This is a genomic window from Streptomyces sp. UNOB3_S3 (assembly GCF_020740895.1).
Lineage (GTDB): Bacteria > Actinomycetota > Actinomycetes > Streptomycetales > Streptomycetaceae > Streptomyces.
Genome location: NZ_JAILXP010000180.1, coordinates 1 through 14,172, shown reverse-complemented (window position 1 = coordinate 14,172; position 14,172 = coordinate 1). Strand labels below are relative to the sequence as shown.

14 protein-coding genes are annotated in these 14,172 nt (G+C 72.5%); 3 read left to right on the top strand and 11 right to left on the bottom strand.

Annotated features, from left to right (window positions below):
• The 4 genes from K6I33_RS20065 to rimP form a co-directional block, all read right to left on the bottom strand.
• Positions 1-255: translation initiation factor IF-2 N-terminal domain-containing protein (locus K6I33_RS20065; RefSeq protein WP_229354504.1), on the bottom strand; the 255-nt coding region annotated here is incomplete at its 3' end.
• Between the two features lie 151 nt (positions 256-406).
• A complete protein-coding gene (locus tag K6I33_RS20060) occupies positions 407-688 on the bottom strand; it encodes a YlxR family protein (RefSeq protein WP_229354488.1) in 282 nt (93 codons plus the stop codon).
• A 211-nt stretch (positions 689-899) separates the two neighbouring features.
• Positions 900-1,892, bottom strand: a complete 993-nt coding sequence (gene nusA, locus K6I33_RS20055; protein ID WP_229354486.1) for a transcription termination factor NusA — start codon at positions 1,890-1,892, stop codon at positions 900-902.
• A 2-nt stretch (positions 1,893-1,894) separates the two neighbouring features.
• Positions 1,895-2,431, bottom strand: coding sequence for a ribosome maturation factor RimP (gene rimP / locus K6I33_RS20050; RefSeq protein ID WP_229354475.1), 537 nt, complete (start codon positions 2,429-2,431; stop codon positions 1,895-1,897).
• Positions 2,432-2,672: 241 nt separating this feature from the next.
• Here rimP and K6I33_RS20045 point away from each other — a divergent pair, with 241 nt between their 5' ends.
• The 3 genes from K6I33_RS20045 to K6I33_RS20035 are packed head-to-tail and all read left to right on the top strand — an operon-like array spanning position 2,673 to position 4,673.
• On the top strand, positions 2,673-3,257 hold the full coding sequence (locus tag K6I33_RS20045) for a hypothetical protein (RefSeq protein WP_229354472.1): 585 nt from the start codon (positions 2,673-2,675) through the stop codon (positions 3,255-3,257).
• Entirely contained in the window at positions 3,254-3,700 is a 447-nt protein-coding gene (locus K6I33_RS20040) for a ferritin-like domain-containing protein (RefSeq protein WP_229354470.1), read from the top strand. The genes K6I33_RS20045 and K6I33_RS20040 overlap by 4 nt, the downstream gene beginning before the upstream one ends.
• A 34-nt stretch (positions 3,701-3,734) precedes the next feature.
• The gene (locus tag K6I33_RS20035) at positions 3,735-4,673 is read left to right on the top strand and encodes an aminoglycoside phosphotransferase family protein (protein WP_229354468.1); all 939 of its coding nucleotides are present in this window, start codon (positions 3,735-3,737) and stop codon (positions 4,671-4,673) included.
• A gap of 64 nt (positions 4,674-4,737) precedes the next feature.
• Here the strand turns inward: K6I33_RS20035 and K6I33_RS20030 are convergent, their stop codons facing one another.
• The 7 genes from K6I33_RS20030 to K6I33_RS20000 all read right to left on the bottom strand — a co-directional run bounded on the left by K6I33_RS20030 (position 4,738) and on the right by K6I33_RS20000 (position 13,935).
• The gene (locus tag K6I33_RS20030; RefSeq protein ID WP_229354466.1) at positions 4,738-5,271 is read right to left on the bottom strand and encodes a GNAT family N-acetyltransferase; all 534 of its coding nucleotides are present in this window, start codon (positions 5,269-5,271) and stop codon (positions 4,738-4,740) included.
• Positions 5,272-5,306: 35 nt separating this feature from the next.
• On the bottom strand, positions 5,307-6,152 hold the full coding sequence (locus K6I33_RS20025; RefSeq protein WP_229354464.1) for a GNAT family N-acetyltransferase: 846 nt from the start codon (positions 6,150-6,152) through the stop codon (positions 5,307-5,309).
• A 154-nt stretch (positions 6,153-6,306) separates the two neighbouring features.
• On the bottom strand, positions 6,307-7,464 hold the full coding sequence (ispG, locus tag K6I33_RS20020) for a flavodoxin-dependent (E)-4-hydroxy-3-methylbut-2-enyl-diphosphate synthase (RefSeq protein WP_229354455.1): 1,158 nt from the start codon (positions 7,462-7,464) through the stop codon (positions 6,307-6,309).
• A gap of 165 nt (positions 7,465-7,629) precedes the next feature.
• Complete coding sequence (locus tag K6I33_RS20015) at positions 7,630-8,931, bottom strand: RIP metalloprotease (RefSeq protein ID WP_229354444.1); 1,302 nt, start codon at positions 8,929-8,931, stop codon at positions 7,630-7,632.
• Positions 8,928-10,202, bottom strand: a complete 1,275-nt coding sequence (gene dxr / locus K6I33_RS20010; RefSeq protein WP_229354442.1) for a 1-deoxy-D-xylulose-5-phosphate reductoisomerase — start codon at positions 10,200-10,202, stop codon at positions 8,928-8,930. The genes K6I33_RS20015 and dxr overlap by 4 nt, the downstream gene beginning before the upstream one ends.
• A gap of 171 nt (positions 10,203-10,373) precedes the next feature.
• Positions 10,374-12,308 carry an acyl-CoA dehydrogenase family protein gene (locus tag K6I33_RS20005; protein ID WP_229354426.1) on the bottom strand — a complete coding sequence of 645 codons (1,935 nt, stop codon included), beginning with the start codon at positions 12,306-12,308 and terminating at the stop codon, positions 10,374-10,376.
• 181 nt (positions 12,309-12,489) lie between these two features.
• The gene (locus tag K6I33_RS20000; RefSeq protein ID WP_229354414.1) at positions 12,490-13,935 is read right to left on the bottom strand and encodes an aldehyde dehydrogenase family protein; all 1,446 of its coding nucleotides are present in this window, start codon (positions 13,933-13,935) and stop codon (positions 12,490-12,492) included.
• Positions 13,936-14,172 lie beyond the last annotated feature (237 nt).

Genomic DNA, 14,172 nt, shown 5'->3' with positions numbered 1-14,172 from the left:
GGGGGCCTGCGCACCCGGAGTGGGGGCAGCAGGCTTCGCGGGCGCGGCCTTGCGCGGCGCCGCGGGCTTCGCAGCGGACTTGCCGGCGCTGCCGCCGGGCCCCTGCAATGCGTCAGTCAACTTACGGACGACCGGCGCCTCGATGGTCGAGGACGCCGAACGGACGAATTCACCAAGTTCTTGGAGCTTGGCCATGACGACCTTGCTCTCCACTCCGAACTCCTTGGCGAGTTCGTATACCCGGACCTTAGCCACTTCGCTCCTTCTAGGTCCGGGTGTCCGCCGGACCGTCGCTACTTCATGGGCGTACTCATCGCGTACTCATCGAGTGCTCATCGCAATCTCGACCTACTTCCAACTCGCGAGGTACCTGACATGGGTCATCCCCGCAGGACGCGGGGCCGATCTACTGCTGGTCGGTCTGTTCGACATACCGGCGGAGCTCCGCCGTGTCGAGCGGTCCCGGGACCTTGAAGGCCCGGGGAAACGCCCGGCGGCGCACCGCCAGATCGAGGCAGACCAGTGTGGGGTGCACGGAGGCACCCCGGCCGGGCAGCGTACCGCGAGGGTCGGGGACGCACGATCCCTCGATCACCACGGTCCGCAGCAGTTCACCCTTGGCCGCTCGCTCCCGGCACCCCACACAGGTGCGCTCAGGGCATGCGCGGGCATGCGTCCGGCCAGACACTGGATAAGTCTACCTCCCCGCGCGGACCTCACCCCTTCGGGGCACTGGTCGTGCGCGTATGCGTTTCGGCCAAGATCGGCTGGTTCCACGGGCCGTCCACCGGCTCCGCCAAGGGCGGAAGCGGCCCTGCATGGTCGATATACGGACCATTCGGGGCCGCTCGGGGCGCCGTGTGCGCGCCCCCCGCCGCTTCAGGACGCCGGTACGCGACTCAGTCGCGCTCGGACGGCTGCTCGGTGTCCGGACGGATGTCGATCCGCCAGCCGGTCAGCCGGGCCGCGAGCCGGGCGTTCTGCCCTTCCTTGCCGATGGCGAGGGAGAGCTGGTAATCGGGGACGGTCACCCGGGCGGAGCGGGCGGCCAGGTCGACGACCTCCACCTTGCTCACCCGAGCGGGGGACAGCGCGTGCGCCACCAGCTCGGCCGGGTCGTCCGACCAGTCGACGATGTCGATCTTCTCGCCGTGGAGCTCGGCCATGACCGCGCGGACCCGGCCGCCCATCGGGCCGATGCAGGCGCCCTTGGCGTTGAGACCGGAGCGGGTCGAGCGCACCGCGATCTTGGTGCGGTGGCCGGCCTCACGGGCGATGGCGGCGATCTCCACCGAGCCGTCCGCGATCTCCGGGACCTCCATGGCGAAGAGCTTCTTCACCAGGTTGGGGTGGGTGCGCGAGAGGGTCACGGACGGGCCGCGGACACCCTTGGCCACCCGGACGACATACGTCCGCAGCCGGGTGCCGTGCTTGTACTCCTCGCCCGGGACCTGCTCCTGGACCGGCAGGATGGCTTCCAGCTTGCCGATGTCGACCAGGACGTTCTTGGGGTCCTTGCCCTGCTGCACGACGCCCGCGACGACGTCGCCCTCACGGCCGGCGAACTCACCGAAAGTGATCTCGTCCTCGGCGTCGCGCAGACGCTGGAGGATGACCTGCTTCGCGGTGGTCGCGGCGATCCGGCCGAAACCGGAGGGGGTGTCGTCGAACTCCTTGGGCTCCTCGCCCTCGGCGAGGTCCTGCGGGTCCTCCTTGGCCCACACCGTCACATGCCCGGTCGACCGGTCCAGCTCCACGCGGGCGCGGCGGCGGCTTCCCTCGGTGCGGTGGTAGGCGATGAGGAGGGCCGACTCGATCGCCTCGACCAGCAGGTCGAAGGAGATCTCCTTCTCTCGCACCAGACCCCGCAGGGCACTCATGTCGATGTCCACGGCTACGCCTCCTCTTGAATCTCGTCGGATTCGTCTGCTTCGGCCGGGGCGTCGCCCTCGGCCGCCTTGCGGTTGAACTCGATCTCCACACGCGCCTTCGCGATCCCGTCGAAGGCCAGGCGGCGGGCGGTGGGCTTGCGGCCCTTGACGCCCGGCACCTCCAGGTCGAGCCCCTCGTCGTCCACGGCGACGATCCGCGCGACGAGCTCGCCGCCCTCGGTGAGCTGCGCCTTGATCAGCCGGCCGGTGGCCCGGACGTAGTGCCGGTGCTGGGTCAGGGGGCGGTCGGCACCCGGAGAGGTGACCTCGAGAACGTAGGGGGCCCCGCCCATCGCGTCGGTGTCGTCGAGCATCGCGGAGATGTCGCGGCTCAGGTCCGCGCACGCGTCCAGCTGGACGCCCTCTTCGGAGTCGACCACGACGCGCAGCACACGCCGCTTTCCGGCCGGCGTCACCTCGACCTCTTCCAGCTCCAGCTCTCGCGCGCTCACGAGAGGGGCCAGCAGCTCGCGCAGCCGCTCGCTCTGGGTGGTGCTCATCCGGGTGACTCCTCGGCCGCGTGTGCTGTTGTGGGAAAGACGCGTGTCAGGTCAAAGCCTATCTGTTCCGGCAGCCGGCTGACGATTCGGTGCCCGGTCCACGGCCGGCCGGCCCCGCGCCGGTACGCTCGCGTCCGGCGATCACTCGGGGCCAGGCCCGTCGAGCGCCCGCCCCACCAGGACCCCGACGGGCCGGCGCGCCCGGCGCGCCGCACAGAGCCCACCAGGCGGAAAGAGGAACGTGCCGCTCACCACGACGACGCGGGGCGCGAACGGCCCGCGCAGACGCAGGGTACTGGCGGGCGGTGCCGCCGCCCTGCTGGCCGGCGGCGCCGACGCGCTGCTCTCCGCTTGTTCCTCCGCTTCCACCGGCGGCCCGGACGCCGCCGAACGCTCCCCCGGCGCGGCGCGGCTGAGGGAGCGTGCGGCGCGGGACACCACCGCGCTGCTGGAACGGTACGACGCCACGCTCGCCGCGCACACCGCCCTGACGGCCCGGCTGCGGCCGCTGCGGGCCGAAGTCGCCCGGCACGCCGAGGCGTTCGGCACCCCCGGGGACGGGTCCCCGTCGGCTTCCGCCCCGGCTTCCGCTTCGCCGTCCGCGGCCGCGTCCGCCACGGCGTCGCCCGCCGTGCCCGCCTCGCGCGTCGAGGTGCCCGAGGACGAGAAGGCGGCGCTGGCCGCGCTCGCGGACGCCGAGCGGCGCACCGCCGACAACCGGACCGCCACCCTCGGCTCCGCGCCGCCCGAACTCGCCCGGCTCCTCGCCTCGGTGGCGGCGGCGGGCGCGGCGCACGCCTTCCTGCTGACGGAGGGCGGCTCATGACGACGGCCCGGGCCGGGCGCGCCCGGCAGGAGACGGTCGCCGCGGCACAGGCCGCGCTCGCGGCCGAGCACGCGGCGGTCTACGGCTACGGAATCGTCGGCGGGCGTGTCGACGACGCGCGGGCGGGCGAGGCCCGTGAGGCCCATGACGCCCACCGCGCCCGGCGGGACGCGATGAGCCGCGCGGTACGGGCACTGGGCGCCGAGCCCGAGGCGGCCGCCGCCGCGTACGCCCTGCCCTTCCCCGTACCCGACGGGGAGGCCGCAGTGCGGCTCGCGGCGGAGCTGGAGCGGCGGCTGACGACGGTCTACGCCGATCTCGTCCGGGCCGGCACGGGGAGTCTGCGCACCGAGGCGGCGGCCGGACTGCGGGAGGCGGCGGTCCGGGCGGTGCGCTGGAGCGGCGGCAGCGTAGCCTTCCCTGGGCTCACCGATCGGGCCTGATCAGGATGAAAGCCGGGAAAGGGAACGCTCAGGGATGGCCATCACCGACGACCGCCTCGAACCGCCGCAGCGGCTGGTCCGGACCCTGAGCGCGGATCCCGCCGCCGACGAGGCCACCCGACGGTGGCTCACGGACCTCCCGGACATCGCCCGGGAGTGGCTGACGCGCTGGGAGCTGACACCCGAACGGGTGCAGTGTCCCGGCGGGCGCACCAGCATGGTCGTCCTCGTCCGGCAGGCCGACGGCACCCCCGCCGCGCTCAAGCTCTCCCCGCCCGACGGCACGACCGCGGCCGAGCACGCCGCGCTCGCCCACTGGGACGGCCGCTCGGCCGTCCGCCCGCTGCGCGTGGACGCCGGGGGCGGGGCGCTGCTCCTGGAGCGGCTCCACGCCGATGTCAGCCTGCGCTCGCTGGCGGAGCAGAAGGCGCAGTTGGAGGCGGCGGCGACGCTCCAGCGGCTGTGGGTGGCGCCGCCCGCCGGGGGCCACCCTCTCGCCACCGTGACCGACCGCTCGGCGGCGCTGGCCGAGGGGCTGCGCGCCCTGCGCGAACTGCCGTGGGCGGCGGACGCCCGGGGGCTCGTCGACGAGGCCGTCGAGCTGCGGGACGGCCTGACGGCCGGTGCCCCGGAGGAGCCCGCGGTGCTGCTGCACGGCGAGTTCCACCAGGGCAACGTCCTGGCCGCCGACCGGGTGCCGTGGCTGGCGATCGCGCCCCGCCCGCTGGTGGGCGAGCGGGCGTACGACCTGGCGTGGCTGGTGCGCGACCGGCTCGACACGCTGCTGGCGGCGCCGGGCGCGGCGGCCGCGGCGCGGCGGCGGGTCACCAAGCTGGCGGACTCCCTGGAGGTCGGCGCGGACCGGCTGCGCGGGTGGACGGTGTTCCGGGCGACGGCCGCCGGGATGCGGGAGCTGTCGCTGGGCGCGCGGGGACGGGGCGAACTCCTCCTGGAATTCGCGGGCTTGCTGTAACGCCACCCGGCCCGCGCTGTGTACCCCGGGGGGCAACCCCCCGGACCCCCGGCCGGCCCGCGCGTCACCCCAGCAGCGGCAACGGAGCCCCCATCACCGCGTACGGACTCGCCGCGCTCGGGAAGACCACATGCCGCGCCAGGTCGCGGTAGCCGAGCTTGCGGTAGAGCGCCCGGGCGGGGCTCTCCTTGTCGATGGCGGAGAGGATCGAGCGGGGCTCGTCGGCGCCGGCCGTGATCTCCGTGATGAGGGTCCGGCCGATCCGCCGGTTCTGGTAGGCGGGGTGGACGTGCAGCTCGGTGATGACGAAGGCATCGTCCAGCCAGCCGTCCAGTCCGTTGGCGCGCAGATACGGCTCGACGACCGTGGACCACCAGTGCGCGCGGTCGTTGGGCATGCCGTAGACGAAGCCCACCAGCCGGTCCTCGGGCGTGGTGGCGCCCAGGGCCCGGGCTCCGGGGCTGGTGAGGTGCCGGAGCACGATGTGGCGCCGGACGTCGACCTCCTCGGGTGTCAGCCCGAAGGCGAGGGCCTGGACGCCCAGCGCCTCGTCCACCCGGGCGGCCAGGTCGAGTGGGCCGACCACGATGTCATCCATGCCCGGAGGCTACCCGTACGGGCTTCCGTGGATCGTCAGAACAGCACGCTCATGAACGCGCCGACTTCCTCGAAGCCCACGCGGCGGTAGGCGGAGCGCGCGGCGGTGTTGTAGTCGTTGACGTAGAGGCTCACCACGGGGGCGACCTCGCGCAGCGCGTAGCCGAGCACGGCGGCCATGCCGGTCACGGACAGCCCCTTGCCCCGGTGTTCGGGGGCGACCCAGACGCCCTGGATCTGGCAGGCCAGGTCCGTGGCGGCGCCGATCTCGGCCTTGAAGACGACGCGGCCGTTCTCCACGCGGGCGAAGGAGCGCCCGGAGCCGACGAGTTCGGCGACGCGTGCCTGGTAGAGCAGGCCGCCGTCGCCGGCGAGCGGGGAGACGCCGACCTCCTCGGTGAACATGGCCACGCACGCGGGCATGATCGTCTCCATCTCGTCCTTGCGGACGCGGCGGACGAGGGGGTCGGGCGTGACGCTCGTGGGCATGGCCCGGGTGACCATGAGCGGCTGGTGGGCGCGGACCTCGCGGGCGGGACCCCAGTGGGGCTCCAGCAGGTTCCACAGCTCGGCCGTGGCCGGGGCCGGGCCGACGATGGAGGAGCAGCGGCGGCCGGAGCGGCGGGCGCGGTCGGCGAAGGCCCGTACGGCCTCGGGGCCGGCGCCGATGGGGACGAGGTTGGCGCCCGCGTAGCAGAGGGACTCGAGGCGGCCGCCCGCGTACCAGCCCCACATCTCGCCGCCGAGCCGCCAGGGGTCGAGACCGGCGACCTTGACCCGGGCGGCGACGAAGGCGTTGGCGACGGGGTCGCGGTCGAGGACGGCGAGGGCGGCGTGGAGGTCGCCGGGCTCCAGGACCTTGGTGGTGGTCGTCGTCAGCACGTGTCGCAATGCCTCACCGTCGCGGGCCCGAGGCCGGGGGAATCAGATCCTGGCACTTTACCTCCCGGCTTCGCCGCGGACCCGTCTTGCCGCCGATATGGCGCCGCCCCGTCCGGTCGCGCGGACGGGGCGGGGCGGAGCGGGAGGCGGGCGGTCAGCCCGCGACGCTGATGGTGGGCTCGCCGGAGGCGACGCCGTCCTTCTCCATCTGCTCGGCGATCTTCATCGCCTCCTCGATGAGGGTCTCCACGATCTTCGACTCGGGGACGGTCTTGATGACCTCGCCCTTCACGAAGATCTGGCCCTTGCCGTTGCCGGAGGCGACGCCCAGGTCGGCCTCGCGGGCCTCGCCGGGGCCGTTGACGACGCAGCCCATGACGGCGACGCGCAGGGGCACCTCCATGCCCTCCAGGCCGGCGGTGACCTCCTCGGCGAGCTTGTAGACGTCGACCTGGGCGCGGCCGCAGGACGGGCAGGAGACGATCTCCAGGCGGCGCTGGCGGAGGTTGAGGGACTCCAGGATCTGGATGCCGACCTTGATCTCCTCGGCCGGCGGGGCGGAGAGGGAGACGCGGATGGTGTCGCCGATGCCTTCGGAGAGCAGGGCGCCGAAGGCGACGGCGGACTTGATGGTGCCCTGGAAGGCCGGGCCGGCCTCGGTGACGCCGAGGTGCAGCGGGTAGTCGCACCGGGCGGCCAGCTGGCGGTAGGCGTTGACCATGACGACCGGGTCGTTGTGCTTGACCGAGATCTTGATGTCGCGGAAGCCGTGCTCCTCGAAGAGGGACGCCTCCCAGAGGGCGGACTCGACCAGCGCCTCGGGGGTGGCCTTGCCGTACTTCTGGAGCAGGCGGCGGTCCAGCGAGCCGGCGTTCACGCCGATGCGGATCGGGGTCCCGGCGTCGCCGGCGGCCTTGGCGATCTCCTTGACCTTGTCGTCGAACTGCTTGATGTTGCCGGGGTTGACCCGGACGGCGGCGCAGCCCGCGTCGATGGCGGCGAAGACGTACTTCGGCTGGAAATGGATGTCGGCGATGACCGGGATCTGCGACTTCTTCGCGATGATCGGCAGCGCGTCGGCGTCGTCCTGGGTCGGGCAGGCGACGCGGACGATCTGGCAGCCGGAGGCGGTCAGCTCGGCGATCTGCTGGAGGGTGGCGCCGATGTCGGAGGTGCGGGTCGTCGTCATCGACTGGACCGAGACGGGGGCGTCGCCGCCGACGGCCACGGAGCCGACCTGGATCTTGCGGCTGACCCGGCGGTCGGCGAGCTTGGTCGGAACGGACGGCATTCCAAGCGAAATCGCTGTCATCTGGCGAGCAACCCCAAGGTTTGAATCACGGTCCCGAGATCGGCGGGCTCCGCGTCCGAGGTTACGGCACACGCTCCCTCCGGAGCACATCCGCCGGTGCGGGCGCCGTGCGGGGCGGCGCCCGCGGCGGTGGTGTCCCGGCCCGCCGCGGGCGCGTCCGCCCCGCTACGTCAGCCGCACCGGATTCACCACGTCCGCGATCAGCACCAGCAGGGTGAAGCAGACGAAGATGCCCGCCACCACGTACGCCACCGGCATCAGCTTCGCCACGTCGAACGGGCCGGGGTCCGGGCGCCGGAAGACCTTGGCGAGATTCCGCCGGACCGACTCCCACAGCGCGCCGGCGATGTGCCCGCCGTCCAGCGGGAGCAGCGGCAGCATGTTGAAGAGGAACAGCGAGAGGTTGAAGCCGGCGACCAGGAAGAGCATGGTGGCGATCTGCTGCGACGGCGGGATGTCGAGGTTGAACACCTCGCCGCCGACGCGGGCCGCGCCGACCACGCCCATCGGGGAGTCGGCCTTGCGCTCGCCGCCGTCGAAGGCCGCGTTCCACAGGTCCGGGATCTTGCCGGGCAGGGCGATCAGCGACTCGACACCGGACTGGACCATGTCGCCCATGCGGTCGACGGACTGGCCGAAGGACTGCGGGACGACGCCGGAGGCCGGGGTGAAGCCGAGGAAGCCCGCGGTGACGTACTCGCCCTTGATGGGCGCGCCCTTGCCGTCGTACTTCTGGACCTGGTTGGAGATGAGGTCCGCGTGGAGGGTCTTCTCGCCGCCGTCGCGGACGACGGTGATCGTGGCCGGTCCGGTGGTCCTGCGGATCTCCTTCTGGAGCGTGGACCAGTCGGTGACCTTCGCACCGTTGAAGGCGACGATGCGGTCCTTGGGCTGGAGGCCGGCCGCCTTGGCCGGGGAGTCCTTGGCGCCCTTGGGGCACTTGTCGGTGGCGGCGCTGGCGGAGACCACGCAGTCCGAGACGGCCGAGACGGTGGTCGTCTGGGTGTTGACGCCGAAGGACATCATCACACCGAGGAAGATCGCGACGGCCAGGACCAGGTTCATGAACGGGCCCGCGAACATCACGATCACGCGCTTCCAGGGCTTGCGCGTGTAGAACATCCGGGTCTCGTCGCCCGGCTGGAGCTCCTCGTACGCCGCCGAGCGGGCGTCCTCGATCATGCCGCGCCACGGGGAGGTGGAACGGGCGCTTATGCGGCCGTCCTCGCCGGGCGGGAACATGCCGATCATGCGGATGTAGCCGCCGAGCGGGATGGCCTTGATCCCGTACTCGGTCTCGCCCTTCCGCCGCGACCACAGCGTCGGCCCGAAGCCGACCATGTACTGCGGCACGCGGATGCCGAACATCTTCGCCGTGGACAGGTGCCCCAGCTCGTGCCAGGCGATGGAGAAGAGCAGGCCCACCACGAAGACGACTATCCCGAGGATCGTCATCAGTGTCGTCATGCGCGGGCCTCCGAGGTCGCTTGCGCCGTACGGCCGCCGGTGCGGGCCGCCAGTTCACGGGCCCGGGCGCGGGCCCAGGTCTCCGCCTCCAGGACGTCCGAGAGGGTCAGTCGGGTTCCCACGGCGGGGGTGCCGTGCTCGGCGACCACCTCGGCGACGGTGTCCACGATCCCATTGAACGGCAGGTGTCCGCTCAGGAACGCGTCGACGCACTCCTCGTTCGCCGCGTTGAAGACGGCCGGGGCGGTGCCACCGAGCGCACCGACGTGCCGGGCCAGGCCCACGGAGGGGAAGGCCTCGTTGTCGAGCGGGAAGAACTCCCAGGTGGAGGCCTTGGACCAGTCGAAGGCGGGGGCCGCGTCGGGCACCCGCTCGGGCCAGCCCAGGCCGATGGCGATGGGGCCGCGCATGTCCGGCGGGGTCGCCTGGGCGAGGGTGGAGCCGTCGGTGAATTCCACCATCGAGTGGACGTACGACTGCGGGTGGACGACGACCTCGATGCGCTCGAACGGGATGTCGTAGAGCAGGTGGGCCTCGATGACCTCCAGGCCCTTGTTGACCAGGGTGGCGGAGTTGATCGTGATCACCGGGCCCATGGACCACGTGGGGTGGGCCAGGGCGTCCTTCGGGGTGACGGCGGCCAGCTCGGCCTTCGTCCGGCCGCGGAAGGGACCGCCGGAGGCCGTGACGACCAGCTTGCGGACCTCGGCGCGGGTGCCGCCGAGGAGGGCCTGGAAGAGCGCGGCGTGCTCGGAGTCGACCGGGATGATCTGGCCGGGCTTGGCCAGGGCCTTCACCAGCGGCCCGCCGACGATCAGCGACTCCTTGTTGGCCAGGGCCAGGGTGCGGCCCGCCTGAAGGGCGGCGAGGGTGGGGGCCAGGCCGATGGAGCCGGTGATGCCGTTGAGGACCGTGTGGCACTCGCTACGGGCCACCTCGGTGGCCGCGTCCGGGCCCGCCAGGATCTCCGGCAGCGGTTCGGCGCCGTAGCGGGCGGCCAGCGCCTCGCGCAGCGCGGGCGCCTTGCCCTCCTGGGCGACGGCCACCGTGCGGACCCCCAGTCTGTGCGCCTGCTCCGCGAGGAGCTCCACCCGGCCGCCGGCGGCGGACAGCGCGGTCACCGTGAACCGCTCGGGATTGCGCAGCACCAGGTCGATGGCCTGGGTGCCGATCGAGCCGGTCGAGCCGAGGATCACGATCTCGCGCGGGCCGTCGTGGTCACGGCCGGGGGCGGAGTAACGCAGGTGGGGGTCAGCGAGGCAGTCCGTCATCCCCCCATCATCCCCCGTGCGTTTCACCCCACGGCCACGACCCGACGTAGTAGCCTGCTGCCCTGCCTTCGGGCAGCGGTCAGGGCTTGACCGTCATGACGCCCTACGGAGCCGGGTGAGAAGCTGCCTCACAGTAGGCGGCGGAGTCACTGTGGCCGTACCGCCGGACCCTCAGCGAATGGGACGGTGCACGTTGGCGGCCTTTGAAGGGCCGGGGGTGGCGTCGGCGATCCAGGGGCCCTCGCCGCTGGGGTCGACGATGCCGCTCTCCAGCCACTCGTACGAGCCCGCCAGCACCCCGGAGACGACCTTGCGGTCGAGGTCGTCGGTGTTGGTCCACAGCCGCCGGAAGAGCTCCTCCACACGGACGCGGGACTGCCGGCAGAAGGCGTCGGCGAGCTGGTACGCCTCGGCGCCGTGTTCGCCGCGCAGGCGCAGGTGCTCGGCGCGGACACAGGCGGCGCTCATCGCGAAGAGCTCGGCGCCGATGTCGACGATCCGGCCGAGGAAGCCCTGCTTGGTCTCCATGCGGCCCTGCCAGCGGGACATGGCGTAGAAGGTGGAGCGGGCGAGCTTGCGCGAGGACCGCTCGACGTAGCGCAGATGGCCGGAGACATCGCGGTGACCGGCCGGGTGGAACTCGGAGTAGGTGCGCGGCAGCTGTCCGGGGCCCGCGACGAGCTTGGGCAGCCAGCGGGCGTAGAAGCCGCCCGCGCGGGCGCCGGCCCGTGCCTTGTCGCCCAGGGACTTGTCCGGGTCGATGAGGTCGCCGGCCACGGAGAGGTGGGCGTCGACGGCCTCGCGGGCGATCAGCAGGTGCATGATCTCGGTGGATCCCTCGAAGATCCTGTTGATGCGCGAGTCGCGCAGCATCTGCTCGGCGGGGACCGCGCGCTCGCCCCGGGCGGCGAGCGAGTCCGCGCTCTCGTAGCCCCGGCCGCCGCGGATCTGCACCAGCTCGTCCGTCATCAGCCAGGCCATCTCGCTGGCGTAGAGCTTGGCGAGGGCGGCCTCGATGCGGATGTCGTTGCGCTCCTCGTCCGCCATCTGGCTGGAGAGCTCGACGACCGCCTCCAGGGCGAAGGTGGTCGCCGCGATGAAGGAGATCTTGGAGCCGACGGCCTCGTGCTTGGCGATGGGCTTGCCCCACTGCTCCCGGGCCGAGGACCACTCGCGGGCGATCTTCAGCGCCCATTTGCCGCTCGACGCGCACATCGCGGGGATGGACAGCCGGCCGGTGTTGAGCGTGGTCAGCGCGATCTTCAGGCCGGCGCCCTCGGGGCCGATCCGGTTGGCGGCGGGCACCCGCACCTGGTGGAAGCGGGTGACGCCGTTCTCGATGCCGCGCAGGCCCATGAAGGCGTTGCGGTTCTCCACGGTGACGCCCTCGGCGGCCGCCTCGACGACGAAGGCGGTGATGCCGCCCTTGTGCCCCTCGCTCCTCGGCACCCGCGCCATCACGACGAGCAGGTCGGCGACGACGCCGTTGGTCGTCCACAGCTTCACGCCGTCCAGGACGTAGTCCTCGCCGTCGGGCACGGCGCTGGTCGCCAGCCGGGCCGGGTCGGAGCCCACGTCCGGCTCGGTCAGCAGGAAGGCGGTGATGTCCGTGCGCGCGCAGCGCGGCAGGAACTTCTCCTTCTGCTCCTGCGTGCCGAAGAGCTTCAGCGGCTGGGGCACGCCGATCGACTGGTGCGCGGAGAGCAGCGCGCCGACGACGGGGCTCGCGGAGCCCACCAGGGCGAGGGCCCTGTTGTAGTAGACGTGGTTGAGCCCGAGGCCGCCGTACTTGACGTCGATCTTCATGCCGAAGGCGCCGAGCTCCTTGAGCCCGCCCACCGTCTCGTCGGGGATCTTCGCCTCGCGCTCGATGAGCGCGCCGTCGATCCGGGTCTCGCAGAACTCCCGGAGCTTGCCGAGGAACTCCTCGCCCCGCCGGACGTCGTCCGGCGCGGGGGTGGGATGCGGGTGGATCAGATCGAGCCGGAACCGGCCGAGGAAGAGCTCCTTGGCGAAGCTGGGCTTCTTCCAGTCCTGCTCGCGCGCCGCTTCGGCGACCTGGCGCGCCTCGCGCTCGGATACCGGTCGTACGGATGGTGCGGTCATCTGGCACCTCACCGCGTGAGTCGGGGCGATTGGTCCCGGTCGACTACCGACCGGTGCTACTCGTCCGTATCTACCTACCCGATCCGTACCCGCTCTACCAGCCCTCACGCACCACGGTCCGCCATCCCCCGGACGGGGGACGGCGGACCGTGGTGGCTCGATCCGGTGGGGATCAGAGGTCTCAGAGGTCGATGCCGGTCAGCACGAGCACGCGCTCGTAGGTGTAGTCGTCCATCGCGTAGCGCACGCCCTCGCGGCCGACGCCGGACTGCTTGGCGCCGCCGTACGGCATCTGGTCGGCGCGGTAGGACGGGACGTCGCCGATGACCACGCCGCCGACCTCCAGGGCGCGGTGGGCGCGGAAGGCGGTCCGGAGGTCGTGGGTGAAGACACCGGCCTGGAGGCCGTACGGGGAGTCGTTGACGGCCGCGAAGGCCGCGTCCTCGCCCTCGGCCTTGGCGATGGTCAGGACCGGGCCGAAGACCTCCTCACAGGCGATCGTGACACCGGCGGGGACGTCGGCGAGCACGGTCGGGGCGTACGTCGCGCCGTCGCGCTTGCCGCCGGCGAGCAGCGTGGCGCCCGCCGCGACGGCCTCGTCCACCCAGGACTCGACGCGCTTGGCGGCGTCCTCGCTGACCAGCGGGCCGACGTCGGTGGACGCGTCGGACGGGTCGCCCGTCACCTGCGCCTCGACGGCCGCGACGACCTTCGGCAGCAGCCGCTCGTACAGCGAGGCGTCGGCGATGACGCGCTGCACGGAGATGCAGGACTGGCCGCCCTGGTAGTTGGAGAAGGTGGCGATGCGCTGCGCCGCCCAGTCCAGGTCCGCCTCGGAGGACCAGTCGGCGAGGACGACGGCCGCGCCGTTGCCGCCGAGCTCCAGGGTGACGTGCTTGCGGGGCACGGAGTCGAGGATCGACCAGCCGACCGGGCCGGAGCCGGTGAAGGAGATGACGGGCAGCCGCTCGTCCTTCACCAGCGCGGGCATGCGGTCGTTCGGGACCGGCAGGACGCTCCAGGAGCCGGCGGGCAGGTCCGTCTCGGCCAGGATCTCGCCCAGGACCAGGGAGGAGATGGGGGTGGCCGGGGCGGGCTTGAGGATGATCGGGGCGCCGACGGCGATGGCCGGGGCGACCTTGTGGGCGCTCAGGTTGAGCGGGAAGTTGAACGGCGCGATGCCGAGGACCGTGCCGCGCGGGACACGGCGGGTCAGCGCGAGACGGCCGGTGCCGCCGGCGTCGGTGTCCAGGCGCTGGGCCTCGCCGGCGTTGAAGCGACGGGCCTCCTCGGCGGCCCAGCGGAACACGGAGACGGCACGGCCGACCTCGCCGCGGGCCCACTTGATGGGCTTGCCGTTCTCGGCGGAGATCAGCTGGGCGATCTCCTCGGTGCGCTCGGTGAGCCGCTTGGCGACGTGGTCGAGGGCGGCGGTGCGGACGTGCGCGGGCGTGGCCGCGAACTCGTCGCGCACGGCGTGCGCGGCCGCCACGGCCTCCTCGACCTGCGCCTCGGTCGGCACGCTCACGGTGCCGACGAGACGGCCGTCCCAGGAGTTCGTGACGTCGAAGGTCTCCTCGCCGGTGGCCTCACGGCCGGCCAGCCAGAACGCGATGGGAGCGGTCACGGGGTTCCTCCGGGGGTGCGGATGATTTGGGGCTCCCTCACCGTAGGGCTGGGGCGCGTTCGGGTCGCTTGTCCGTGATGGAGCGCGCGGGGGTGGCGGTGCGCCACTGTGGTGCTACTCGTCCGTATCTACCTACCCGATCCGTACCCGCTCTACCAGCCCTCACGCACCACGGTCCGCCATCCCCCGGACGGGGGACGGCGGACCGTGGTGGCTCGATCCGGTGGGGATCAGAGG

What these genes read in the sequence shown, in the direction of transcription:
- ispG (WP_229354455.1), bottom strand. Translation starts at nt 7,464, where the DNA reads ATGACAGCGATTTCGCTTGGAATGCCGTCCGTTCCGACCAAGCTCGCC.
- K6I33_RS20015 (WP_229354444.1), bottom strand. Translation starts at nt 8,931, where the DNA reads ATGACGACACTGATGACGATCCTCGGGATAGTCGTCTTCGTGGTGGGC.
- K6I33_RS20040 (WP_229354470.1), top strand. Translation starts at nt 3,254, where the DNA reads ATGACGACGGCCCGGGCCGGGCGCGCCCGGCAGGAGACGGTCGCCGCG.
- K6I33_RS20005 (WP_229354426.1), bottom strand. Translation starts at nt 12,308, where the DNA reads ATGACCGCACCATCCGTACGACCGGTATCCGAGCGCGAGGCGCGCCAG.
- rimP (WP_229354475.1), bottom strand. Translation starts at nt 2,431, where the DNA reads ATGAGCACCACCCAGAGCGAGCGGCTGCGCGAGCTGCTGGCCCCTCTC.
- dxr (WP_229354442.1), bottom strand. Translation starts at nt 10,202, where the DNA reads ATGACGGACTGCCTCGCTGACCCCCACCTGCGTTACTCCGCCCCCGGC.
- K6I33_RS20030 (WP_229354466.1), bottom strand. Translation starts at nt 5,271, where the DNA reads ATGGATGACATCGTGGTCGGCCCACTCGACCTGGCCGCCCGGGTGGAC.
- K6I33_RS20035 (WP_229354468.1), top strand. Translation starts at nt 3,735, where the DNA reads ATGGCCATCACCGACGACCGCCTCGAACCGCCGCAGCGGCTGGTCCGG.